This is a genomic window from Tumebacillus amylolyticus, assembly GCF_016722965.1.
GTDB lineage: Bacteria > Bacillota > Bacilli > Tumebacillales > Tumebacillaceae > Tumebacillus > Tumebacillus amylolyticus.
On sequence record NZ_JAEQNB010000004.1, the window covers coordinates 287,835 to 311,917 of the forward strand.

Below are 24,083 nucleotides of genomic sequence, written 5' to 3' on the forward strand. Positions count from 1 at the left end.
TGCAGGGTGATCGAGACAAGGGTAAGGGAGCAAGCGATTCACTTGACCAGCGGGACAAAGTTCCGCGCCGCATTGGCGACAGAGAGCGAATCCTACTGGTACAAATTCTACCTCCGCGCGGGTGAAGCGGTGGAGATTGAACTCAGCGAGATGCCTCGCGGTGTCCTGTACGATCTGGAAGTGTATGACGGGGACGGGAGCTTGGTCCTCGGATCGGCACCGTTGAACGACAGCGTGCGTTTTGCAAGTTATGAAGGAAGTATCGACGCCGACATTTTTATCCGCGTGTATTCCCAGCAGGGGAGCGACCCGAACCACGAGTTTGCGCTCCACGTCGACCGCTACAAGTCGTTGAACGGCATCTTGACCGACAACCACACGCTCTACGCCTTCGAAGGTCCGTATCGCATCGGAGGCGGTGACCTCGTTATCGCCCCCGGCGCGGTGCTCGACGTCGAAGCGGGCACGATCTTGAACGTTCGAAGCGCCAATGTCATCCGTGTTCACAGCGGCGGCACGCTGAATCTGCTGGGTTCTGCCGAACTGCCCGTCGTGATCCTCGGCGCAACCGAAGCCGGGCCGGGCGGTCTCTGGAAGGAACTTGAACTCGCGGGAGACGCCGTCGTGAAGCGCCAGTTCGTCACGATCTACTATGACCACCAAGAAACGTCAGACGCGCCGCCGCCGGGACAGGTTATCAACATCTTGCCATCCGAACGTCCGGCGTTGATCCGCCAATGGTACCAGTTGGCAAGCCCGTATCTCTCGTCGATCATCGACGGGGTGGAGAGCACAGGCAAATGGTACGACCCGTGGGCGATCAAGAAACGCGACCTCTACTTCGGGATGGATGTCGAAATGTTTGCCCAATGGGAGTACGAAAGCGGGCGGTTGTGCGACACGCGGTTCCAACAGGGCGTGACCAACTATTGGGAGTACGTCAACGCAGGGTTCCTCCACGACATCTTGCTCGCCCGCCAGTGCGTGGACAACGGAGAATCCGCCCCGCATTTCCGAATCCAGCGGTTGATGGACTACTTGTGTCACGGCAAATCGTGGCGGGAGAAACACGGTGTCTTGAAGTCAACGCACATTTTGCCGAAGCTCGACGATGCGCTGGAGGAAGAGTCCGAACTGCACACGCACGTAAAAGAGATGAGCACGCTGTTCTGGTGGTCGCACAACACCTCGATCGTCTACTGGGATCAGTTGGCGCGAGAACTTGGCTTGCACAACCAAGAAGAGCATGATGAAAATCTGTTCGTCAACGGCGTCATCATCCGCCTGCATTTCTCCAGCGACTTGCCGTATCAGTTCCTGAGTTTTGGCAACCAAATGCCTCCGGTGGGCATGATCGGCATCTTCCTCAACCACGGGCCGTTCAAATATCCGGACGTGTATCCTTGCCCGCCTGCACCTGCGGCCCCCGAAGGGTCGCTGGACTACCATGATGAAACGACGATCGGGCTGATCAAAACATACTTTGAATTCCTGCTCCAAGACGGCACCAACCCGGTCTTCACGTGGTGGCTGCCGACGCCGGCGGACCGTGAGGCCCGCCGGATTCTGGAGACGACCGGACTCAGTATGGGAGCTTCAATGCAAGATTGGAAGCGCGAACTCGTCGATCCGGCCATCCAGACCTTGCATGAGATTCAAGTGAAGTATCTAAAAAATGAGTAGGTGATTTCATGGATTGGCTGATCGGCCATCTCGTGGGTGACTACCTCCTGCAGAACGATTGGATGGCGCTGAACAAAAAGAAGAAGAACTGGCGGGGCGAGTTGGCCTGTAACGTTCACTGTCTGTTGTGGACAGGGAGTGTGCTTCTGTTCACCGGCTGGTGGGATTTGTGGCATTTCGTGCTGGTCTACCTGTCGCATTATCTCTTGGACCGCACGCCGATCGTCATGCGCATCGTCAATTTCATCAACATTTGGAAACCTCAGTCGTGGGTCTACATCATCTACGACAACGTCCTGCACTTGCTGTTCCTGTACCTGATTGCCAAATACGTACCGTTCACGGGGTGAGAGAATGTTACGCCCAGAAGACATGCTGAAGCTCATCTTCGGCTACACTGCACGAATTGCGAATGAGCGCAAACTTGACAACATCCTCCTTCTTATGGCGGACATGGGCCGAGAGATGATCCAAGCGGACCGCTGCACGCTCTGGCTCTACGACCGAGAGTCGAACGAACTGCGCACCAAAGTCGCGCACGAAGTCGGGGAGATGCGCATCCCGGCCACGTCCGGTCTCGTCGGGCACACGATCTTGACCGGACAATCGATCATCATCGAGGACGCTTACCGCGACACCCGCTTCAACCAAGAAGTGGACAAATCCACGGGGTATCGCACCAAGTCGATCCTCGTCATCCCGATCCGCGACAGTGAAGGCGAGATCATGGGCGCTTTCCAAGCGATCAACAAAACCACGCCCGAGGGCGTGTTTGAACCGAGCGACATCGAATTTCTGACCCTCGCCGCGTACTACTCCGGCAAATCGCTGGAAGCGGCGATGCTCGCCAACGAGATCGAAGAGACGCAACGCGAGATCATTTTCGTGATGGGGGAAGTCGGGGAGACGCGTTCCAAGGAAACGGGCTACCACGTCAAGCGCGTCGCCGAGTATTCGAAGATTCTCGCACTCGGGTACGGCATGAGCGAAGAAGAGGCCGAGTTGATCAAGACCGCCTCTCCCATGCACGACATCGGCAAAGTGGCGATCCCGGACTCGATCTTGAAAAAACCGGGCAAGCTGACTGACGAAGAGTTTGACTACATGAAGCAACACACCATCATCGGCCACAACCTCCTGCGCAACTCCAAGCGCCGCATCTTGAAAGCGGCGGCGACGATTGCGCTGCAACACCATGAGAAGTGGAACGGCACCGGCTATCCGAACGGCTTACGAGGCGAGGAGATTCACCTCTACGGACGCATCACCGCCATCGCCGACGTGTTCGACGCTCTCGGCAGCGAACGCGTGTACAAAAAAGCCTGGGAGATCGACCGCATCCTCGACCTGTTCCGCGAAGAGCGCGGGGAGCACTTCGACCCGCACTTGGTGGATATCTTCTTCGAGAACCTCGACACCTTCCTCGAAATCAAACAGAAGTACCAAGACACCGGCGAGTGCGTCGAGTTATAAAAAAAGAGCCAGCCCCACGCATGCGTGTGGACTGGCTTTTTTTATACGAACGTCAGAATGTCGCGGAGATGGCAAATCTCATGATCGGCACGCTCCACCTCTTCGATCCACGCGACACTGTTCGGGAACCACGCCGTCTTCATCCCCGCCGTCCGCGCTCCGTGAATGTCGTTGCGCGGGTGATCTCCCACATAGAGGCACGCTTCGGGAGCCACTCCCAGCCGCTCCGCCGCCCGTGCAAAAAGCGCCGGGTCCGGCTTGCGCAGACCCTCCGCTTCGGATATCAGCACGGCGTCCACGCGTTCGTTCAGCCCGAGCACCGAGAGTCCCAACGACTGCATCTCCGTCTGGCCGTTGGTGACGATACCGAGCTTCAGCCCTCGCGCACGCAACGCTTCCAGCGTTTCCACCATGCCTGCAAACGGCTGGGCATGCTCGTTGCACTCCCGGTAAAACTCGCGCATCAACGCCTCCGCCGACAACTCCTCAATCTCAAACTCTTCCAACAATTGTCTATATACGATAGACTTATGTACATAGCCAAACGAATCCAACTCCCAAAAACGGGCTTGGAACGTTTCCAACGGCACATGCGCCCAATGATCGAGATACCGCGCATGTTGATGAAGCAAAAACATCCGAACCGACAGACTGCGATCCAACAACGTCTCATCCAAGTCAAACAGCACCGCTTGCACCATGAACCATCACCTCACGTCGGGAGTTTGATACCCATGAAATCCACACTCGCCACCGCCTACAACATACACGATGCCACGCTGTCCCCGATACCGCACGGAGCCGTGAACCGAAATTACGTGGTTCAAGCCAACGAGGGTCCCTATGTCTTGAAGCATTATTCCACTCTGCACTATTCTCCTGAGCATATCGCACGAACATGCGACGTGCAATCGTACGTTTGGGAGTCGGGCCTGCGCGTGCCGGAGATCGTGAAAAACGAGGCGGGGGAGTGGATCACGCCTGTCGAGGACGGCTTCGTCGTGTTGAGCCGCTTCGTCTCCGGTCGGCATCACATCCGAGGTCACATCCACGAAAAACCGGCGTACCAGAGCGGCGCGACGTTGGCGCGCTTGCAAGAGCACTTGGCAAAACTGCCGGATGATCAATCCTTCGCGCTCAAATCCCTCCCAGACGCCCTGCGCGACACGGAGAGCCTCTTGCGCAAAGCGGAGGCACATCGGCACCGAAGCCCGGTGGACGAAGTCGCCTGCTCGATTCTGCGCTACAAACTGCAAGCGTTGCAATCCCGCAGCGACCTCTCGCAAGTGGCTCAACACCTGCCCAGCCAATGGGTACACGGGGATTACCATGAAGTGAATTTGCTGTTCACCGCCGAAGACGAGGTAGCGGCTGTCATCGATTTTGACAACATGCGGTGCATGCCAAGAGGGCTGGAAGTCATGCGGGCGATCTCGCTGATGTTTTTCACCCGCCAGAGCGGTCTCGAACCTCACGCGTACAAGTTTTTCGAAGGCTTCACCCGCCACACACCCACTCTCACAGAAGCGGAACTGACGCTGTACGTGCCGTTGCGACGCTACTATGCACTCAGCCGTCATTGGCCCCTCGAGGCGCGCTATGAAGCGCCTGAGCGCTACGACGAGCGCTGGGACCACTACATCCAACCGCCGTCCGACTGGTGGGAACGCAACGCAGAGGGAGTCACCGAACGCCTCTTGCAAATCCGGGCTCGCTGTCAGTGAAAAAGGCTTGACGGGGGAACGAGCTTTTGGTATATTCATCACTGTCGTCATTTTTCGACAGGTTACATCACTTCCCCATTTCAATGGGAGGTTGACCATAGATTCCCCCGTTTCCAGCCCTGCGCCGTTTAACGTCGCAGGGCTTTTTGATTGCCAAAAAAGTTTTGGATTTGTTTGATACAGAGTAATAAAGCACACCCTCTATAAATAAATATTGAAACATGAAGAACGAAAGGGGGTGCCGCAAGGATGAACAAATGGATCGCCGTTGAGTGGATCGCAGTGGAACCGCAATGGATCTCCGTTGAACCGCTTTGGCTCCCTGTTGTCCCGGTTGAAGCCTAAGCCGTGGTCAAACAGTGGGTGCAAATAGACTTTTGGGGGGTGACTTCAGTGAAAGAATGGATCTCCGTTGAACCGCTTTGGATCCCGGTTGTCGTCGTTGCAGAGTGGATCTCCATCGTCGTCGAGAACTAAGAAGTCCCCGTTTCATAACGAACATACGAAAGGCCGAGGGAAATCCCTCGGCCTTTGCTTATTTGCGGCGGTACGGAAGGTCCGGGACGATGTCCGGACCTTTCGCTTTGGCAATCCAATCGAGTTCGGCCATCGCCAGGAACTCGAAGTTCTCCGCGACATGCTTGTCGCCGTGCGACCGGATGCTCATGATGATCGGGTAGCAGGCGTGGTAGAACTGGTTCACGTACCAGATGTCAAACAGCAGATCGGGATGCACGAGCCCGTTTTTGTACAGCGTGCCGGTCATCTCGAAGAATCGATATACGCGGAAAAAGTGCCGGTTCTCGGCACTGTTCTCCGGGTAGAGCTCCCGAAACTCTTCGATGGTCGTTGCTTTCATCTCGTGCAGCAACCATTGGCGGGACGCATACATCGCGTCCCCTTCAAACTCTTGGAACAATTTCAGCAACAAGTCTGCGTCTTGAAGAGTGGGTCGATCAACAGCCACTTGAGGTCATCCTCCAATCGAAACGTCAGGTTGGTGTTCCGCTTGCAGTCGTGCCAAGCGGGACTTCAGATAGCCAATCAATACCAGTGTAGACAGCGCGATGATCACCGTCAACAACTTGCCTCCTTGCGAGATCGGAATCCATTCGCCGACCGCAGAGAACAGCGGCAGGGCAATTCCGTAGGCGAGACGCGACATCGACAGCCACGACGCATAGACACGGCCGCGAATCGAGGGGTCGGAGTAGGTGAGGAGCGAAGTTTCCGTGACGATGTTCACCCCGGATTGGAAGATGTTTGTCACGAGCAGGAACGCGAGGAACAGTGGCCAGTTGTGAATCGAGAACGTCACGCCAAGCCCGATGCCGTACAGGATGTTGAACGGGAAGTAAATTTTGAAAAACGCCGTGTCGTCGAACGGTTTCTTTTTGAAGTAGCGTTTGATGAAGAACGCGCCGATGATGTACGCAATCGCCGTGATCGAATACCCGATCCCGATGCCGGAGTTGCCGGCTTGCAACTCGTTCAAGATGTACAGGGAGAAGAGGATGTACACGTAGCCCAAGCAGAAGTCGCGCCAGAATTGCAGGTTGTACACCGCAACCAGTTGGGGGCGGTTTTTGACGTAGACGATCCCTTCTTTGACTTGTTGCAAGTAGGGAACACGGGCTTTGGCTTCGGACGGTTTCGTCCAGGCGTATTGAATGAAGTAGATGCACACGGCCGAGAACAGGTACGACGCAGCGTCATACCAGAGCACGGCATACGGCCCGACCCAGTCCGCCACGAAGCCGCCAAGCGCTGTGGCCACCGCCATGGCAACGGAGTTCAAAAGGGCGAACGAACTCGTCGCTTGCACGATTTTGTCCTTGCCGACTAATTCCGGCAGCATCGTGGCGCGGGCCGGTGCGAACAAGGACGAAACCAGCGCAGACGCGGCGATGAAGATGTAGACGATCCAGATGTTCTGAACCCAAGCGCCGTAGATCACCGCGGCGGAGAGCAGGGAACGGGCGATGTCGACGTAGATCATGATTTTTTTCTTGTTCAGACGGTCGACGAGCGGGCCCATGATGATCCCGCCAAACAGCACGGGCAGAACACTTGCGATGAACATACCGCCGACGGCGCTTGCATGCGGATACAGGGCGTAGGTCACGCCGATGAGCGCGATCGTTTTGAACCAGTCACCGAACAGCGAGACCAGTTGTCCGAGGTAAAGCAACGTGAAGTTCCGGTTGGCAAACAGTGAGGACTTCATGCGAGAGCCTCCATTCAAAAGGACCGCCAGGGTCGCTGGCGGTCGCGGATTTTTGAAATTGCCTAGCCAAGCGAGATCAGGTCGGTCTCTTCGAACCATTGACGATCTTCTTGGGTGCGGTCGACATAGCGGTCGTAGTAGACGCGTTGGTCGTCCGGGATCAAGTCGATCATCATGTTCATGTACCATTTCTTGCCTTCTTCGGTCATGACCAGATCGCTGCCTTCGCGCACGACGAGGCCCATTTTTTCGAAGCGGTTCAGCTTCTCGAAGTAGTCCGGAGAGAGGCCGAGCGTGTTCAAGTAGTCCATGGAGATGCGCATGACTTTCGGGAAGAAGATCAGCGCGCGCTCCTTGGCATGGTACTCAAACGTGGTGCGGATCGGCAGACGACCTTCGTTGATCGCGGCGATGTACTTGTCGAGCTCGACTTCGTTGTTGTGGGACATGCCGGAGAGCGAGGAGGAAGCAGAGAGGCCGCAGCCGATGTATTCGTCCTCGTAACGGCCGTAGATCGTCTCGCCGAACTTGAAGCGGTTGTAGCGAGCGTCTTGGCGGGTGAACGTGTAGACGTAGGTTTGGTCGTAGCCGTTTTGACGCAGGTAGTTGACGGCAAATTGTTGCAGCGCGACTTTGTCGTCCGCTTGCGGCGGCATCTCGATCTTGCCGTTTTTGATCATGTTGAGGAAGCCTTTCGACGTGACGAGGTACTCCAGCGGGTACGCATCAACCGAGGTGGTCGCCAGTTGCTTGGCGGTGTACAGGTCTTGCTCCAAGCGCTCAAGGGTTTGACCCGGCAGTTGGTACAGCAGGTCCATGTTGTGCGCCTTGAAGTATTTCTCGCCCAGATCGCGGGTGCGCAGAATTTCGTCGTGGGTCGCCGTCAAGTTGAAGATCTTGCGGTACTCTTGGTCGAAGGTCTGCACGCCAAACGAGATGCGGTTGACGCCGACAGCATGCATCGCCGCCAGTTTGTCTTCCGTTGCCGACTTCGCTTCCACTTCAAACGACCATTCGCAGTCGGACGCGAGGCGGAAGTTTGCGTGGATGACGCGACCGAGTTGTTCGATCTGCGCCGGAGTCAGCACGGACGGAGTGCCGCCGCCGAAGTAGATCGCGCTCAGTTCGAAGCCTTTGATGTACTCCTGATTGCCGACCATCGCCAATTCCTTCGCCAGCGCGTCGACGTACGGTTGGAGTTTTTCTTGGTAGTTCGTCGAGCGGATGAACGGGCAGAACGTGCAAATCGTGTCACAGAACGGGATGTGAACGTAGAGAGACTTTTTGCCGTTGAGGGTGGACGAGTTGGACAGGAATTGACGAGCACGCGGCTCGGCGTCGATGTGGGAACCGTCACCTTGGAACGGGTAGAGGTAGTTCCACATCGTCGGGAGTTTTTTGTAAGACAATTCGTTGTTGTTGGTCGCCATCTGCGAAGTCGCCCCTTGTCAGGATGAACGTATCATCCTCTTTTTATGTTTGTCAATTATAAATATTATGAATTTAAAAGAATTGGTTTTCTTACTGACATCACTCCTTTGATTTGTTATCAAATATTTGATCCTATCTACCCTTAAACATACGCTGAATTCGAATAAACATGTTTTCAATTTGACTGCGGGCAGGAGAAAATTTGGTATAGCACCCAAAACAAGCGGCAAAACTGAACTCAGGTATTGTCTGTTTTTTCTTGAGGAGGGATTGCCTATGAATCCGGGCGTACAAGCGAATATCATCGCGCTCGTGCTCTTCATCCTCGTCCTGAGCGGATGGGGAGGCAGGACCTTGCGCGACGCCAATCTGACGCCGCGCGTCACCGCCATCGGGCTGTTGTTGTATGTGCTGGCCGACGGTTTTACGTTGACGCTTCGGCATGATCTGCATTTTGATGTGGCGGGTCTGCTGTTGCCGATTGCGCTGACAGCCGTCGCGATGCGGGCAGGTCCCCACGCGGGAGCACGCGCTTCTTGGTGGATCGGCTGTCTCACCGTCGCCTCTGTCACCGTCGTGCTGATGACGTTGGTGCCGCTCGACCCGGCGTTTTTTCCCTTGGAAGGGCCGGCGCTGTATCCGGTCTGTGCAGCCTTGGTTTCCGTTGTTTCGGTTCGACGTCCGTTTTTCGCCGTCTCGATGGCCGTTATGGGGTTGGCTCTCGGGACCCAGATCGACCCGTGGCTGCATGCACGTGTCGAGGTTGATTCGTATCTGTTTGGGAGTCGGGAGATGCAGGACTGGATGGCGTTTGCCGCTCTCGGTGTTCTGTTGACACACGGCCCCTACAACACCACCGTCCGCATCGTCTACACCTGGATCAAACAGAGGTTCCGCAGACGAGAGGAGGGTCCGGAGCGTGTCTGAGTTTACGAGAATCATCTTGGTCGGGGCCATCATGGGCATCATCTGCCGGGTGTTGCTTTTGCGAACCGACTACCGCCAATACCCGACGTACCCGCATGGCAAGATCATTCACTTGGCACTTGGCGTCATCGCATCGGGACTTGGTTCGGTGCTCGTCGCCACGTTGCTTGACAAAAACTATACCGCCGTCACTTTCTTGACGCTCGCCGCCCAGCAGTTTCGCGACGTGCGCAACATGGAGCGGCAGATGCTGACAAACTGCGACGAGATGGAATTGGTGCCGCGCGGGATGACGTACATCGAAGGCATCGCGATGGCTTTTGAAGGACGCAACTACCTCGTGATTGCCACGGCGTTTTTTACCGGCATCGCGACGCACTTTGCGCATTGGTACGGGGGTGTTCTGGTCGGCACGGTCTGCATCGTCATCGCGACCAAGTACATGTCGGGGCGCACGATTGACTACATCGGCAAAGTCCGGGAAGGCAAGGTGCGTTTCGACGGCCCGAACTTGTTCGTCGATGACATCCTCATCTACAACACCGGGCTCAAAGACACGCAGCAAAAAATTCTCAAGCACGGCGTCGGCATCGTCATCGAGCCGAAAAACGCCAACTCCACCGTCACCTTCTCCAACTTGGGACAGCGCCAAGCGATTTTGCACGACGTCGCCACGATTCTCGGCGTCTACCGAGACAGCGGCGAACCGTCGCTCGTCCCGCTCTCCAAGCGAGACCTCGATTCCGGCAAACTCGCGATCTTTCTGCTCCCTCTGGACCGCGACGCGGAAAAAGCCTGTGCCATCGTCCGCCGCGCTCCCGTGCTGGAGAACGCCTACCGCCGTCCGCTGAAGCTCAAAGGAAGCGTCAAACCGGATCATCAGTTGTAAGAAAAAGGAGGTCTGACCTTAATGTCATCCACCGCCCTGACCAACTGCATCCTCGCCCTCGTCACCACGAAAAAGGACAGCGTGGGCGGGTCTTGTCCGATCTTCTACTGCCAAGATGACGCCGACTTACAAAAAACCTCGCTGTATCTGGAAAAAATCCTCGACGCGATGGCGCACGAAGTGAAGCCGGGCGTCATGATTCTGGTGAAGCACTGATGAAACACCGCGTGTACTACGACGGCGGCAACGGATACGCGGCACTGATCACGGCTGCGATGCGTTTGAAACTGCTGCCTGACGACCTGTTGCCGACTCCGGAACGCATTCAAAACTTCCTGCGCGACCATGCGTTTCTCTTGCCCAAGGGCAACGTCAACTTGCTTGGAGAGCAGCAGAATGAGCGTGTGTACTGGTGCGGGCTGGGTCGAGCGGAAATCGTCTCGCTCCGCACATGGCGGCACTTTTTGCATCTCTACGACCAGTCGCAGGCCGACTTTTTTTTCTATCGGGTGTCCATGCCAAAACCCTTTCGCTGGCGACGGGGGGAGCGCTTGCTGATGACACCGGGTCGGCGGGAGCGAGGGCGAGAGTTGTTGGCGCGTGCGGCAGTTCATGAGTATGCGCGGTTTCTCAACGTGCTGTTGACCGACTGGCCAGAGGGGTGAGGGACGATGCATGTGATCTACTACTGCTATGGAAGCGCTCATTCGTCCGTCACCTCAGCCGCCATCCATCTCGGCCGCCTGCCGGTGGACCGCGTTCCGACGAAACAGGAGATCTTGGGACTTGCCGATTACGACTTCGTGGAGTCTTGGCAGATCGGGACGCTTTTTTTCAAAGGTCACGATGAATTTGGAAACGGGGTCTACACGTTGGGTCTTGGGGGAGAACAGGCGGTCGCCAAGCAGGCGTTGGTGTCTTTTCTTGAACAGGTGGGTTTGGATACGTCCGATCTGTTTTTCAACCAAGCGTTGCCGCACATCAACTCCTATGCAAAAATCGGCGGTGCCCTCTCCCGCCGCTACGGTTTTGTGAAATTGGGCAGACCCCTCTCCGCCTATGGAATCCGGCGCAGTTACGGGGATTTGGTGCGTTTCGTCCAAGAAGTCAAGCGCGAAGAGGTGCGCCGCATGCAAGGTCCGCGGGGTCGGAATTGACTTCACGCGATATGTATTGCATAATGAATAGCTGATTGTAGATAGGTAAATTTTTCACTAGTTGCTACTTGATAGAGAAGAAAGGCAGGGACAATACTCATGCCGGCACCGATTGTTGCGATCGTAGGACGCCCGAATGTGGGCAAATCGACGCTGTTTAACCGACTCGCGGGGGAGCGTATCTCCATCGTTGAGGACAAACCGGGGATCACCCGGGACCGTATTTACTCCAGCTCGGAATGGTTGGAACACAAGTTTCGTATTATAGATACCGGCGGGATCGAGGTAGGGGACGAAGACGAAATCCTCTTCCGAATCCGTGAACAAGCGGAACTCGCGATGGATGAAGCGAACGTCATCATCTTTCTCGTGGACGGGCAAGACGGGGTAACCCCGGCGGACCAAGAGGTCGCACAGATTCTCTACCGCACGCGCAAACCGATCGTGCTCGCCGTCAACAAGTTGGACAACCCGAAGATGATGCTTCAAAACACGTTTGACTTCTATGAGCTGGGCTTTGGCGAGCCGTTTGGCATCTCGTCGACGCACGGCACGGGCTTGGGCGACCTGCTCGACGAAGTGGCGAAGCACTTCCCGGAGGACTACGATGCGACGTATTCCGAAGACACGATCAAAGTTTCGTTGATCGGCCGTCCGAACGTCGGCAAATCTTCGCTTGTCAACGCGTTGCTTGGCGAAGAGCGCGTCATGGTTTCCGATGTCGCCGGCACGACCCGCGATGCGGTCGACACCGTGTTCTCGCGCGAAGGACAAGACTTCGTGCTGATCGACACCGCCGGGATGCGCAAGCGCGGCAAAGTGTATGAAACGACCGAACGCTACTCGGTTATGCGTGCGATGTCGGCCATTGAGCGCAGCGACGTCTGTTTGCTCGTCATCTCGGCCGAGGACGGCATCATCGAGCAGGACAAGCGAATCGTCGGCTATGCGCTGGAAGCAGGTCGAGCGGTCGTCTTCCTCGTCAACAAGTGGGACTTGCTGGAGAAGGACGACAAGACCTCGATTCGTTTCGAACAGCAGATTCGCAAGGAATTCCCGTTTATGCCGTGGGCGCCGATCCTCTTTGTATCCGCTACGACGAAGCAGCGCGTACATAAGATCTTGGAGATGGTCAAGCTCGTCGCCGAGAACCATTCGATGCGCATCCCGACTTCGACCGTCAACACGATTATCGAAGACGCGGTCACGATGGTGGCACCGCCGACCGACAAAGGCCGCCGCATGCGCGTGTACTACGCGACGCAAGTTGCAGTTCGCCCGCCGTCCTTTGCGGTGTTTGTCAATGACACGGAACTGATGCACTTCTCGTATGAACGCTATCTGGAGAACAAACTGCGCGATTCGTTCGGTTTCGAAGGTACGCCGATTCGCATGTTCACCCGCCAGCGCTCGCAGAAGGACGAGAAGAAAAGGTAACGCAAAGTCTCTCTGGGAGAGGGAGACGAAGGAGGAAACCGTATGACGCAACGAGTTGCTGTGATCGGGGCCGGGTCGTTTGGAACGGCGCTGGCACAAGTCTTGGCGGACAAAGGTTGCCTCGTGGACATCTATGCTCGCCGGGAGGACCAAGTCCGCGAAATCAACGAGAACCACACCAATTCCCGTTATCTGCCGGATGTCACTTTGCATGAAGGCATTCGTGCGTCTTCCGATTTGCAAGCCGTTTTGAACGGAACTCCGTATGTGTTGATCGTCATGCCGTCCTCTGCGTTTCGGGAGACGGTCCAACTCATGCGTCCCTATCTTGACCCTCATGCCTTTGTCGCGCATGCGACCAAAGGGTTTGACGTGGAGACGGGCCAGCGCATGACGCAAATCATGGAAGAGGAGCTCTCCGAACACGACGTCAAGAAATTTGCGGTCGTGACGGGGCCATCTCATGCCGAAGAACTGTCGCGCCGCATCCCGACGACCATCGTGGTGGCGAGTCGTGCCCGTGCAACGGCAGAAGCGTTCCAAGATTTGCTGATGACTTCCTACTTACGGCTCTACACCAATCCGGATGTCGTCGGAACCGAACTCGGAGGCACGTTGAAGAACATCATCGCGCTGGGTGTCGGCTTCTCCGACGGCCTCGGCTTTGGCGACAACGCCAAAGCTGCGTTGATGACGCGCGGACTCACCGAAATCTCCCGCCTCGGGATGCACTTGGGCGCGGCGCAACTGACATTTGGCGGTTTGGCGGGCGTCGGCGACTTGATTGCCACCTGCACGTCCAAACACAGTCGAAATTGGCGCGCCGGGTATGCACTTGGACAAGGCAAGAGCCTCGACCAAGTCCTGAACGAAATGGGCATGGTCGTCGAGGGCGTGCGCGCCACCAAGGGAGCGTACAACATCGCCCGGCAGACGGGGGTTGACATGCCGATCACGACGGCGATCTACCAAGTGTTGTTTGAGGGCAAAGCGCCCAAGGCCGCCGTTGAAGAATTGATGGGCAGACGCCGCATCCATGAGATGGAGGAAGTGGCAGAAGCGATCCGTCTGGATTGGCAAGACTGACCCACAAGTATTATTGTGAGGTTCGGCCTTCAATGGTACAATTGTGTGGGTATGGAAACATTTATCGTGTGTCTTAGGAGGAATCATTCGTGAGCAACGTACCGAGCAACCTGAAGTACAGCCGTGAACATGAGTGGGTCAAGGTCGAAGGCAACCGCGCGGTCATCGGCATCACCGATTTTGCACAATCCGAACTCGGTGACATCGTGTTCGTCGAACTGCCGGAAGCGGGCGTAGAACTTTCTGCAAACGCAACGTTCGGCACCGTCGAATCGGTCAAAACGGTCTCTGACCTCTACGCACCGGTCTCCGGCACCATCATCGAAGTGAACGCAGCTTTGGTCGATTCCCCGGAAAAAGTCAACGAAGCACCGTACGAAGACGGCTGGATGGTCGTTCTCGAACTCAAGGACGCTTCTGAACTTGACGCCTTGTTGTCCGCAGATGCGTACAACGAGTACATCAGCAAGTAAGGGACCAAGGACATCACTTGATGGAAACTTGGCGCCTCTTACATACGGGATTTTCAGATCCGGCCGTCAACATGGCGGTCGATGAGGCGATTCTGCATGCGAACAGTCGGGGGCTTGTGCCCCCGACCGTTCGTTTTTATGGGTGGAATCCGCCGACTTTGTCCATTGGGTACTTCCAGCGCGCCACGAAGGAGATCGACTTCGATGCTCTGAACGCGCAGGGACTCGGGTTCGTGCGCCGTCCGACCGGCGGTCGCGCCGTCTTGCATGACAAAGAACTGACCTACAGCGTAATCGTGCCGGAGTCGCATCCGATGATGCCGTCCTCCGTCAACGAATCGTACCGCGTGCTCTCGTTGGGCCTCCTCGAAGGCTTCCGCGAATTGGGCTTCTCGGCGGAGATGGTGTCGCTCGCAGACGAAGAGGAGAAAAAGAAATTCGAAACTCTCGGCTCCGCTGCGTGCTTCGACTCTCCGTCTTGGTACGAGCTCGTCGTCGAAGGCCGCAAAGTGGCAGGGAGCGCCCAAGTGCGTCAACTCCACACCATCTTGCAGCACGGCTCCATTCTCTTGGATATGAACGTCGAGCAGTTGTTCTCCGTGCTCTACTTCTCATCGGAGCGTACCCGTGAGCGGATGGTGCGAATGTTCCGAGACAAGGCCGTATCGATGAAGGACCTCGGTCGTGAGGTTTCGTATGAAGAATCGATGGAGGCGTTCACCAAGGGCTTTGAGCGGGGATTGGGCATTCGACTGGAACCGTCGGGCCTCACGCCGGACGAGCAAGCGCATGTCGAGCAACTGGTGGCAGAGAAGTACGGTACAGAAAGCTGGAATTTTAAAAAATAGCTCGGCATAGGATGACATTCGGGAAGCGAACCTGCTCCCGGATGTTTTTTTTTGTTTTTGGGTGGGGCTTGTTCTACTCTTGCGCACAGGCTCATAGAGTAATAACAACAAGACCCCTACTGGATGTCGCAAACTCCTCACAGGTGGACATCCGGCGACATAAAGTCAAGCCGCCGTCATATACATGTACTGTCCTGCTGGAAGAGTTTAAGACTATCGGTTTTCCGATAGAGCGACCGCTGTCCAGGGGAGGGGATCGGTAGAAGGGGTTCGCGTACCAAGTTACGCCGATCACGTTAAGGAGGGAACAGAGTGGAAAAGTTCGACATCTTTAAAGACATTGCGGAGCGGACGGGAGGCGACATCTATCTCGGCGTCGTCGGTCCGGTTCGCACCGGTAAATCGACCTTTATCAAGAAATTTATGGAGCAGATCGTCCTTCCGAACATCAAGGAAGAGGCTGACCGCGTACGCGCGACCGATGAACTACCCCAGTCCGCAGCGGGTCGCACCATCATGACCACCGAACCGAAGTTCATCCCGAACCAAGCGGTTGAAATCGCAGTGGCAGAGGGTCTGGAAATCAACGTGCGCCTCGTGGATTGCGTCGGCTATTGCGTCGACGGTGCCCGCGGCTACGAAGATGAGAACGGTCCGCGCATGGTGACCACACCGTGGTTTGACGAGCCGGTTCCGTTCCAAGAAGCGGCAGAAGTCGGCACCCGCAAAGTCATCGCCGACCACTCCACCCTTGGTCTCGTCGTCACCACCGACGGCTCGATTGCCGAAATTCCGCGTGACAACTACGTGGAGGCAGAAGAGCGCGTCATCTCCGAGCTCAAAGAACTCGGCAAACCGTTCGTGATCGTCATCAACTCTGTGGAACCGACCTCCGCACGTTGCGAAGGCCTGCGCCAAGAGCTGATGGAGAAGTACGACATCCCGGTTCTCGCGCTCTCCGTTCAGCAACTCGACCAAGAGGACATCATGAACGTCCTGCGTGAGGCGCTGTACGAATTCCCGGTCCACGAAGTCAACGTCAACCTGCCGAGCTGGGTCATGGTCCTCGACCAAGACCACTGGCTGCGTGCGAACTTCGAAGACTGCGTAAAAGAGACCGTCAAGGACATCCGCCGTCTGCGCGACATCGATCGCGTCGTCGGACACTTCTCCGAATTCGAGTTCGTCTCCCGCGCCGCTCTTGCCAACATGGACATGGGCCACGGTGTTGCAGACATCGACTTGATCGCACCGGATGAACTGTACGACCAAGTGCTGACCGAAGTGGTCGGCGTGGAGATCGGCGGCAAAGATCACTTGCTGCAACTCATGAAGGACTTCACCTACGCGAAACGCGAGTATGATAAAGTGGCAGAAGCTCTGCGCATGGTCAAAATGACCGGCTACGGCATCGCGCCGCCGGTGCTGGAAGAGATGACCCTCGACGAGCCGGAATTGATCCGCCAAGGTTCCCGCTTTGGGGTTCGCCTGAAAGCGACCGCACCGTCGATTCACATGATTCGTGTGGACGTCGAGTCGGAATTTGCTCCGATCGTCGGCACGGAGAAGCAATCCGAAGAGCTGGTGCGCTACCTCATGCAAGACTTCGAGGAAGACCCGTTGAAGATCTGGGATTCCGATATCTTCGGCAAATCTCTGGCGGCAATTGTTCGCGAAGGCATCTCCGCGAAGCTCTCGATGATGCCGGAGAACGCGCAATACAAGCTGAAAGAAACCCTCGAACGCATCATCAACGAAGGCAGCGGCGGTCTGATTGCGATCATCCTGTAGTCCTACAGCAGTGCAACTATAAGTGTGAAAAGTCAGGTCTTTTGACCTGACTTTTTCATTTTCCTTGTTTTTCTTGTCCTCTATGGTATAATCAGCCTAGATTTGGGCAATAAGAGGTACTAGCTAGAGGAGGTGAGGTCATGAACAAAACGGATCTGATCAACCTGGTGTCCGATAAGGCCGAACTGACGAAGAAGGACGCAGGCAATGCAGTGGATGCCGTCTTCGATGCAATCGTCGAGGCCCTCGCCAATGGTGACAAGGTGCAACTGATCGGCTTTGGGAACTTTGAAGTTCGCGAACGTTCCGCTCGCAAAGGTCGCAACCCGCAAACCGGCGAAGAGATCGAAATCGCTGCTTCCAAGACACCGGCATTCAAACCGGGCAAGCAATTCAAGGATTCCATCAAGTAAGGGAGTCCCCGTGATACATAGGAGAAGAGAGTCCGCATCTGCGCGACTCTTTTTTTTCTGGGCAGGAAATCTTCGACAAACTGTGGAATAGTTCTGACATATATACGAGTTAACCATTCAAGGAGGAATCCCGTCATGTCAGAGCTCACCCTGAACATCCCGACCCACTACAACTTCGCCGCTCAAATCGACCAATACGCGGTCGATCACCCGGAACAACTCGCCGTCTATTGGGAGAACGAGGCCGGTGAGGTACATACGTTGTCCTACGACCGATTGCGCGCTGCTTCTGCGCAATGGGCGAATGCGCTTACATCCCTTGGTGTAACTCGCGGTGACAAAGTCATCGTGCTGGTGCCGCGCCTCGTCGATACGTACCCGATCTACCTCGGACTGATGAAAGTCGGCGCCGTGGTGATGCCGGGCTCGGAGATGTTGCGTTCCAAGGACATCGAGTACCGTGCGAACCACGCCGGAGCGAAGGCTGTGATCGCGCATGTGAACATCATCGGAGAAGTCGAGCCGGTACGCGGTGCTTGCCCTTCGTTGACGACGTTCGTGAGCGTGGGAGGCGAGCAAGACGGATGGTCCTCCTATGAATCGTTGATTCACGGACAATCGACCGACTTCACGGCCGTGGAGACGCGCACAGACGAGATGGCGTTTCTCTCCTACACGTCGGGCACAACCGGCGGGCCGAAGGGCGTCATTCACACGCACGGCTGGCCGTATGTTCACCAGCGCATCGCCGCCACCTATTGGTTTGATGTACAGCCTGGAGAAATGGCATGGGCGACCGCAGGCCCCGGTTGGGCGAAATGGGTCTGGAGCCCGTTCGTGGCGGTGCTCGGCAAGGGCGGTACCGCTTTTGTCTACGCAGGTCGTTTCTCGGCTGAGAAATATCTGGAGCTGCTCTCGAAGCATGAGATCGCAGTTCTGTGCGCGACTCCGACCGAGTATCGCATGATCGCAAAAGTGGACGGACTCGACCGCTACAAGTTGGCAGCTCTGCGTTCGGCATGCTCGGCAGGTGAACCGTTGAACCGCGAAGTCATCGATACGATGGAGAAATACTTCGGCGTTGTGGTACGCGACGGGTACGGCCAGACGGAGAACTCGCTGCTCGTCGGCAACTTTGTCGGCGGTACCGTGCGTGCAGGTTCGATGGGCCTGCCGTGTCCGGGTGTACACGTGGGAATTATTGACGAGGATGGAAAGGAAGTCCCGCGCGGTCAAGTCGGCGACATCGCCGTGGACCGTCAAGCTCCCGTTCTGTTCAAAGGCTATCTGAACGACGCGGAACGCACCGCTCGTGCGCATCGTGGGGATTGGTACATCACGGGCGACCAAGGCAAGATGGACGAGGACGGCTACATCTGGTTTGAAGGCCGCGCCGACGACATCATCATCTCGTCGGGCTACACCATCGGGCCGTTCGAAGTCGAGGACGCGCTGGTGCAGCATCCGGACGTTGCCGAGTGCGCAGCGGTCTCCTCGCCGGACGCGGATCGCGGGGCGATCGTCAAAGCGTTCGTCGTCCTCAAACGCCCGGAACAAGCGGGTGAAGCGAAAGTTCGCGAGTTGCAAGAGCATGTAAAAAATCTCACGGCGCCGTACAAGTACCCGCGTGAGATTGAATTTGTAGACTCCCTGCCGAAGACGACATCCGGCAAGATTCGCCGTGTCGAACTTCGTGCCTCTGAAAAAGCGAAGAAGACCCAATCCAACTGATTGCATAGCTAGGAGGAAGTTGCACCTTATGATCATCGTTCCGAACAATCGACTCGTACACACCTTCTCCATCGTCGCCACCGACCTGAAAACGGGCGAAATGGGCGTTGCGGTGGCTTCGAAATTTCTGGCAGTAGGTTCCATCGTGCCGTGGGCACAAGCGAACGTAGGTGCCATCGCGACCCAATCGTGGGCGAACACCGGCTTTGGCCCGGACGGTCTGCGCATGCTCGCGGAGGGCAAGACCGCTCAGGAAACGCTTGAAGCGCTGATCAAGGACGACCCGGGCTACAAGCAGCGCCAGATCGGCATCGTCGACAAGCACGGCAACGCGGCCGCTTTCACGGGCATCGACTGCCATGACTGGGCAGGCCAAGTGATCGGCGAAGGCTTCACTTGCCAAGGCAACCTGCTGACAGGTCCGGAAGTGGTGGACGCGATGAGCATCGCGTTCCAATATGCCAAGGGCGATCTGGCAGATCGCCTTTTAACAGCGCTCGTGGCAGGGGACGAAGCGGGCGGGGACAAACGCGGTCGTCAAGGGGCGGCTCTGTATGTCGTCAAGGAAAAAGGCTCCTACGACGGCTTCATTGACCGCTACGTCGACCTGCGCGTAGACGACAACGAACATCCGGTGCGTGAGTTGAAGCGACTGCTCAGTCTGCACCGCCTCTACCTAGGCGAAACCGATCCGAACCGTCTGCGTCCGATTGCAGGGGAAACGCTGCAAGAGTTGGTCACGCATCTGGTGCGTTTCGACTATCTCAAGCAGGGCGAGTACGCTTCGTATGACGAGCACGTCAAAAAAGCTCTCCAAGACTACTGTGCCGTAGAGAACTTTGATACGCGCTGGCGTGAAGACGATCAAATCGACGAAGAGATCCTCGTGTTTATGCGTGGGAAGTAAAGAAGTGTTATCATGAAGAGGAGGAGGGAGATGCATGACGATGACTCCACAACGAATGATTGCCGTGCTTCTCTTTGCCGTCCTGCTCTTCATCGGTGGCACACCGGCCGTTGCGAAGGGCTCGGCGGTCGCGCAGTACAGCGCAACGGATGGCATGAAGATCATCAGCTACTCGCCGAGTTGGACCGATTCGGCGAAATTGAAAGACCTGCACGACGAACTTTTGCAGAACGTTCACGGAGATGAGATCAAACTGTTGCAGGAGATCGACATCTACGACGACTATCCGCAAGGGGACGGAGTAGCGGGTCAGTATATTTTTTCGACGATCTCTTCGGTCTTGCCGGTGAAGCAGAAGATGCAACCGGGCAGAATCGAGCTCTACGGGGGTCAAGAGCACCAGACGGTCGCTTCCTTCGCCCACACACTCAGTCATGAATATGGTCACCATGTGACCCATTACTATACGTTGCTTCAGGACGGCTTCCCGCTGACCGACGACAAGAAATGGAAAGACACGACCTACGCTCGACTGCGCGGCCTCTCCGGAGATGCGCGAATCGCCGTAGACGGCGTCGACCATCGTTGGCAGATCGCCGAAATTGCGGCGGAGGACTATGTGCAGCTGTTCGGCTCCACGAACGCACACGCCGCGACTCCGTTCGAGTCCCGAGTTGAACAAGCCCTCAAAGGCAAAGACCCGGCCGCGATGTCGTGGAGCGCTTCGATGTACAACATTCAACCCCAAGAGAACCTTGCGTTGCCATTGGCCAGCCAAGTGCCGGGTCTCTACGAATGGCTTCACAAACTGATGACGGGGTCTGACGGCACGTACAATCCGCCGGGGCAGCCGGTGTTGAATCTCGCTTCGTATACCAAGCAGGGCGACGTCGGCAACCAGTTGCAGTTCACATGGAGTTTGGATCCTGAGCCCAAGAACGTGTCGTACACCCTCGTCACCTACACCGACAAAGACTTGCTCGCAGAGCCGATCGTCACGCGAACCAACGGGCAGAAGCATGAAGTGAACTACGGTCCGGTCGTGACGAGACGCGGCGGGTACATCTACACCTACCAAGAGCCGTCCGCCAAGGGCGTGCGCCACTTCAAACTCTATGCGTTTGGCGCTAACGGTTGGGTGTCCGAATCGCCCGTGTTGACGGTGGACATGGGCAATCCGACGTCGGTGCAAGTACAAGCCAAGGACAAGATCGTTCCGGTCGAACGTCCGGCTGTACCTGTGATGTCTACGCAGTCGTTCGACCTGAGCGGTGGAGGCAGCGGTTGGTTGGCAGAGCTCGTCGGCGGGTTGAAGAGTGCGATTGATTCGATCACCTCGTTCTTGCATACGGTTTTTAACTAGCGGTGTAGGCAGGGAATTTCCGAGGGAATGAGAAAAAGCGCGAGTTTCTACATCCCTTTGTCAAATGGAGGAGAAAAAAATGAGCCGCAAATACGTTCGTTTTGAAGCAGCCGGAGCCATTCGTTTCGGCGTACTCGACGGCGAGAGTGTTCACGAACTGGCAGGGAACTTTTTGACGACGGAAGAGCAAACCGGGAAGACCTTCGCGCTCTCCGACGTGCGTCTGCTGGCACCGACTCTTCCGACGAAAGTGATGTGCATCGGGCTGAACTACAAAGCCCACGCAGCGGAGCGTAACAAAAAAGTTCCGGAAGAGCCGATGTTGTTCCTCAAGCCTGCATCTGCCGTAATCGGGACAGGGGACGAGATCGTGTACCCGACGATTGCCAGAGATGTTGACTTCGAAGGCGAGCTGGCGGTTGTGATCGGCAAGCGAGCGAAGAACCTGAGCGTCGAGGAAGCTCGTGACGCGATTTTTGGCGTGACGGTGATGAACGATGTCTCCGAGCGCTACTACCAAGACCGTGACGGCCAGTGGGGCCGTGCGAAGGGCTTCGATACGTTCGCACCGATCGGGCCGTGTGTGGCGACGGGGTTGAATTATCAAGACCTTCAGATCGAAACCAAGGTCAACGGAGACGTGAAGCAGTCTTCGCGTACCTCCGATATGATCTTCACCGTCGATGAGCTGGTGTCGTTCTGCTCGCAGGTGATGACTTTGGAGCCGGGCGATATCCTCACCACGGGAACTCCGGAGGGCGTTGGACGCCTCGTAGCCGGGGACCACGTGGAGATGACGATTGAAGGCGTAGGGACGCTGGTGAACAAGGTCCGCGCGCAGTAAAAAAGAAACGCTCTGCCTCTGAGAGAGGGAGAGCGTTTTTTTTTTTCGCTATCCAGTAGTGGAAAAAGGGGCGGAAATTCGAGGTTGGGGGAGATGGGGCGGGTTCCTTTGCGATTTTGTTTGGTTTTGAGGGTCAGGATTTACCAAATGGGCTTGCAAAGTGGGGTGGAGTTCGATATACTCAATCTTGCCTGAACGACACGGCAACTTCGGAATATAGCGCAGCCTGGTAGCGCGCACCCTTGGGGTGGGTGAGGTCGTGGGTTCGAATCCCGCTATTCCGACCATAAGATGAGAAAAAGCGTCAGACCTTTTGGTCTGGCGCTTTTTTATTGCTTTCGTGCAAGTGATTCGAAACTTGTGGTAACGAGCTTCGGTTCACAGACAGTGGAAGGGTAGGATCTCTTATCGTCCGCCGGTGTCGGTTGCCCAGACCGCTAACCAGGAACTGTTGCTGTGCGTGTCATAAAGCACTACATTCCCGTCATCTTGAACGAACAGCGTGTCACCGTATGTCGGAAAAATCATCGGGATCCTGTAATTGTTGTTGATCCAGGACTGGGTGTCTGCGTGCCAGAATTCAGTACCTCTGGAGGAGTCAAGGATGCCCAGATAACCGTCGGAAGCGAGTACCAATTTATACGGATATATTGCATTATACGTACCCCAATAGGGGTCGTACCAGTATCTTTGGGCGCCATTCGTGCCGGAAGCCCAGAGAATGTTACTGCCATAATATTGCACAAGGTTCCCATCCATTTGCATGGCGAGAGAGAATCGACCATCGGTAGAGCTTAACGATTGGCCTTTTACAAGTTGTTGCCCAATTGTGAGAGTGTTCGTTGCGAAAGCCGACGAGACCAGGGCGAGCTGAAGCAGGGAAGCTGCAAGGACCGTGAAAACTGTCTTTTTCATCGATATCATCTCCTTTTTTATTTTATAATTTTAAATATATCAAAAATAATATTATATATCAATATTTTATGTGAATTTGTTTTTTTGATACTATTTCCGCGTTCTTCTTAGGAGGTACACAATCGTCGATTCTGTCGCAAGAACCAAATTCAGCATGGTGAGATCGATTGCGTGAAATCATTTCACCAACCCTACAAATTCCTCAATTGTTAAAATATAATATTTGTTGTAATATATTATCATTGAAACAAAGAGGAGGAAGATGATAATGAAGAAACAGTTCTTGGCTCTGGCTTTAACCGTGGGGATCGGGATGATCCCGGTCGCAGCGAATGCTACAACCCCGACCGGATTGCATGCACTAGCGCCGTCCGTGAGCGCTGCTCAGTCCCTTACCAATCTGGGGACCTATTATTACAGCCCGTCCATCGGGCAAGAGTCTGCAACTCCGCTCACCTTTAATGCAGGGGTAAGCACACTGTTGCAACTCGATGTGACCCAATCGACGCTCGCGCTGAACACTCCGTCCGTCCAATTTAAACTGTACAGCGGCGGTGTGTTGATGAGTTCGCAAACTGTCTATGGCTCGGGTTCCAAAACGATTTCGTTTAGCGTTACCCCAGGGAAAAGTTACTATGTCAACGTGAAAAACACGGGCAACTGCTCGGTTAACGGCAGCTTTACAGCTTCTCTGAACTAATCGGATAAGCTCAACGCAAAGGCCCACTGAATCTTCCAATAGATTCAGTGGGCCTTTTGCAAGT

General features: G+C 55.7%; 25 protein-coding genes and 1 tRNA gene. 21 read left to right on the forward strand and 5 right to left on the reverse strand.

Going from position 1 to position 24,083, the window contains the following annotated elements; translation table 11 throughout:
* The first annotated feature begins 6 nt into the window (after positions 1-6).
* The 3 genes from JJB07_RS14255 to JJB07_RS14265 are packed head-to-tail and all read left to right on the forward strand — an operon-like array spanning position 7 to position 3,156.
* The gene (locus tag JJB07_RS14255; RefSeq protein WP_201636157.1) at positions 7-1,683 is read left to right on the forward strand and encodes a hypothetical protein; all 1,677 of its coding nucleotides are present in this window, start codon (positions 7-9) and stop codon (positions 1,681-1,683) included.
* Between the two features lie 8 nt (positions 1,684-1,691).
* Entirely contained in the window at positions 1,692-2,033 is a 342-nt protein-coding gene (locus tag JJB07_RS14260) for a DUF3307 domain-containing protein (RefSeq protein ID WP_201636159.1), read from the forward strand.
* A gap of 4 nt (positions 2,034-2,037) precedes the next feature.
* A complete protein-coding gene (locus JJB07_RS14265) occupies positions 2,038-3,156 on the forward strand; it encodes an HD-GYP domain-containing protein (protein WP_201636161.1) in 1,119 nt (372 codons plus the stop codon).
* Between the two features lie 41 nt (positions 3,157-3,197).
* Here JJB07_RS14265 and JJB07_RS14270 read toward each other — a convergent pair whose 3' ends face one another.
* The gene (locus JJB07_RS14270) at positions 3,198-3,857 is read right to left on the reverse strand and encodes an HAD family hydrolase (RefSeq protein ID WP_201636166.1); all 660 of its coding nucleotides are present in this window, start codon (positions 3,855-3,857) and stop codon (positions 3,198-3,200) included.
* A gap of 33 nt (positions 3,858-3,890) precedes the next feature.
* Here JJB07_RS14270 and JJB07_RS14275 point away from each other — a divergent pair, with 33 nt between their 5' ends.
* A complete protein-coding gene (locus JJB07_RS14275) occupies positions 3,891-4,880 on the forward strand; it encodes a phosphotransferase enzyme family protein (protein ID WP_201636168.1) in 990 nt (329 codons plus the stop codon).
* A 535-nt stretch (positions 4,881-5,415) separates the two neighbouring features.
* On the opposite strand, the gene JJB07_RS14280 is transcribed toward JJB07_RS14275, so the two are convergent.
* The 3 genes from JJB07_RS14280 to JJB07_RS14290 all read right to left on the reverse strand — a co-directional run bounded on the left by JJB07_RS14280 (position 5,416) and on the right by JJB07_RS14290 (position 8,537).
* Positions 5,416-5,847 (reverse strand): DUF4760 domain-containing protein, encoded by a 432-nt coding sequence (locus JJB07_RS14280; RefSeq protein WP_201636170.1) that lies wholly within the window; start codon positions 5,845-5,847, stop codon positions 5,416-5,418.
* Between the two features lie 6 nt (positions 5,848-5,853).
* A complete protein-coding gene (locus JJB07_RS14285) occupies positions 5,854-7,107 on the reverse strand; it encodes an MFS transporter (RefSeq protein ID WP_201636172.1) in 1,254 nt (417 codons plus the stop codon).
* A gap of 62 nt (positions 7,108-7,169) precedes the next feature.
* Entirely contained in the window at positions 7,170-8,537 is a 1,368-nt protein-coding gene (locus JJB07_RS14290; RefSeq protein WP_201636174.1) for a coproporphyrinogen-III oxidase family protein, read from the reverse strand.
* Positions 8,538-8,814: 277 nt separating this feature from the next.
* On the opposite strand from JJB07_RS14290, the gene JJB07_RS14295 reads away from it, so the two are divergent.
* The 16 genes from JJB07_RS14295 to JJB07_RS14370 all read left to right on the forward strand — a co-directional run bounded on the left by JJB07_RS14295 (position 8,815) and on the right by JJB07_RS14370 (position 22,691).
* Positions 8,815-9,465 (forward strand): hypothetical protein, encoded by a 651-nt coding sequence (locus tag JJB07_RS14295; RefSeq protein WP_201636176.1) that lies wholly within the window; start codon positions 8,815-8,817, stop codon positions 9,463-9,465.
* Positions 9,458-10,354, forward strand: coding sequence for a YIEGIA domain-containing protein (locus tag JJB07_RS14300; protein ID WP_201636178.1), 897 nt, complete (start codon positions 9,458-9,460; stop codon positions 10,352-10,354). The genes JJB07_RS14295 and JJB07_RS14300 overlap by 8 nt, the downstream gene beginning before the upstream one ends.
* 21 nt (positions 10,355-10,375) lie before the next feature.
* Positions 10,376-10,570 (forward strand): capping complex subunit for YIEGIA, encoded by a 195-nt coding sequence (locus JJB07_RS14305; RefSeq protein WP_201636180.1) that lies wholly within the window; start codon positions 10,376-10,378, stop codon positions 10,568-10,570.
* Positions 10,570-11,019 (forward strand): DUF3189 family protein, encoded by a 450-nt coding sequence (locus JJB07_RS14310; RefSeq protein ID WP_201636182.1) that lies wholly within the window; start codon positions 10,570-10,572, stop codon positions 11,017-11,019. The genes JJB07_RS14305 and JJB07_RS14310 overlap by 1 nt, the downstream gene beginning before the upstream one ends.
* Before the next feature lie 6 nt (positions 11,020-11,025).
* Positions 11,026-11,511: a DUF3189 family protein gene (locus tag JJB07_RS14315; RefSeq protein ID WP_201636184.1), complete on the forward strand. Its 486-nt coding sequence runs from the start codon at positions 11,026-11,028 to the stop codon at positions 11,509-11,511.
* A gap of 99 nt (positions 11,512-11,610) precedes the next feature.
* Complete coding sequence (gene der, locus JJB07_RS14320) at positions 11,611-12,948, forward strand: ribosome biogenesis GTPase Der (protein WP_201636186.1); 1,338 nt, start codon at positions 11,611-11,613, stop codon at positions 12,946-12,948.
* Positions 12,949-12,990: 42 nt separating this feature from the next.
* Positions 12,991-14,034 (forward strand): NAD(P)H-dependent glycerol-3-phosphate dehydrogenase, encoded by a 1,044-nt coding sequence (locus tag JJB07_RS14325; RefSeq protein WP_201636188.1) that lies wholly within the window; start codon positions 12,991-12,993, stop codon positions 14,032-14,034.
* Between the two features lie 89 nt (positions 14,035-14,123).
* Positions 14,124-14,507 carry a glycine cleavage system protein GcvH gene (gcvH, locus tag JJB07_RS14330; RefSeq protein WP_201636190.1) on the forward strand — a complete coding sequence of 128 codons (384 nt, stop codon included), beginning with the start codon at positions 14,124-14,126 and terminating at the stop codon, positions 14,505-14,507.
* A 20-nt stretch (positions 14,508-14,527) separates the two neighbouring features.
* A complete protein-coding gene (locus tag JJB07_RS14335; RefSeq protein ID WP_201636192.1) occupies positions 14,528-15,355 on the forward strand; it encodes a lipoate--protein ligase family protein in 828 nt (275 codons plus the stop codon).
* A 312-nt stretch (positions 15,356-15,667) separates the two neighbouring features.
* Positions 15,668-17,146, forward strand: a complete 1,479-nt coding sequence (gene spoIVA / locus JJB07_RS14340; protein ID WP_201636194.1) for a stage IV sporulation protein A — start codon at positions 15,668-15,670, stop codon at positions 17,144-17,146.
* Positions 17,147-17,286: 140 nt separating this feature from the next.
* Positions 17,287-17,559 (forward strand): HU family DNA-binding protein, encoded by a 273-nt coding sequence (locus JJB07_RS14345; RefSeq protein ID WP_201636196.1) that lies wholly within the window; start codon positions 17,287-17,289, stop codon positions 17,557-17,559.
* Positions 17,560-17,694: 135 nt separating this feature from the next.
* A complete protein-coding gene (locus JJB07_RS14350) occupies positions 17,695-19,290 on the forward strand; it encodes an acetate--CoA ligase (RefSeq protein ID WP_201636198.1) in 1,596 nt (531 codons plus the stop codon).
* 28 nt (positions 19,291-19,318) lie between these two features.
* On the forward strand, positions 19,319-20,197 hold the full coding sequence (locus tag JJB07_RS14355; protein WP_201636200.1) for a DUF1028 domain-containing protein: 879 nt from the start codon (positions 19,319-19,321) through the stop codon (positions 20,195-20,197).
* Positions 20,198-20,231: 34 nt separating this feature from the next.
* Positions 20,232-21,560, forward strand: a complete 1,329-nt coding sequence (locus JJB07_RS14360) for a hypothetical protein (RefSeq protein ID WP_201636202.1) — start codon at positions 20,232-20,234, stop codon at positions 21,558-21,560.
* 79 nt (positions 21,561-21,639) lie between these two features.
* Positions 21,640-22,404: a fumarylacetoacetate hydrolase family protein gene (locus tag JJB07_RS14365; RefSeq protein WP_201636205.1), complete on the forward strand. Its 765-nt coding sequence runs from the start codon at positions 21,640-21,642 to the stop codon at positions 22,402-22,404.
* Between the two features lie 210 nt (positions 22,405-22,614).
* Positions 22,615-22,691 (forward strand) — tRNA-Pro (locus JJB07_RS14370).
* Between the two features lie 118 nt (positions 22,692-22,809).
* Here JJB07_RS14370 and JJB07_RS14375 read toward each other — a convergent pair.
* A complete protein-coding gene (locus JJB07_RS14375) occupies positions 22,810-23,319 on the reverse strand; it encodes a hypothetical protein (protein WP_201636207.1) in 510 nt (169 codons plus the stop codon).
* Positions 23,320-23,587: 268 nt separating this feature from the next.
* Here JJB07_RS14375 and JJB07_RS14380 point away from each other — a divergent pair, with 268 nt between their 5' ends.
* Positions 23,588-24,019, forward strand: a complete 432-nt coding sequence (locus JJB07_RS14380; RefSeq protein ID WP_201636209.1) for a hypothetical protein — start codon at positions 23,588-23,590, stop codon at positions 24,017-24,019.
* Positions 24,020-24,083 lie beyond the last annotated feature (64 nt).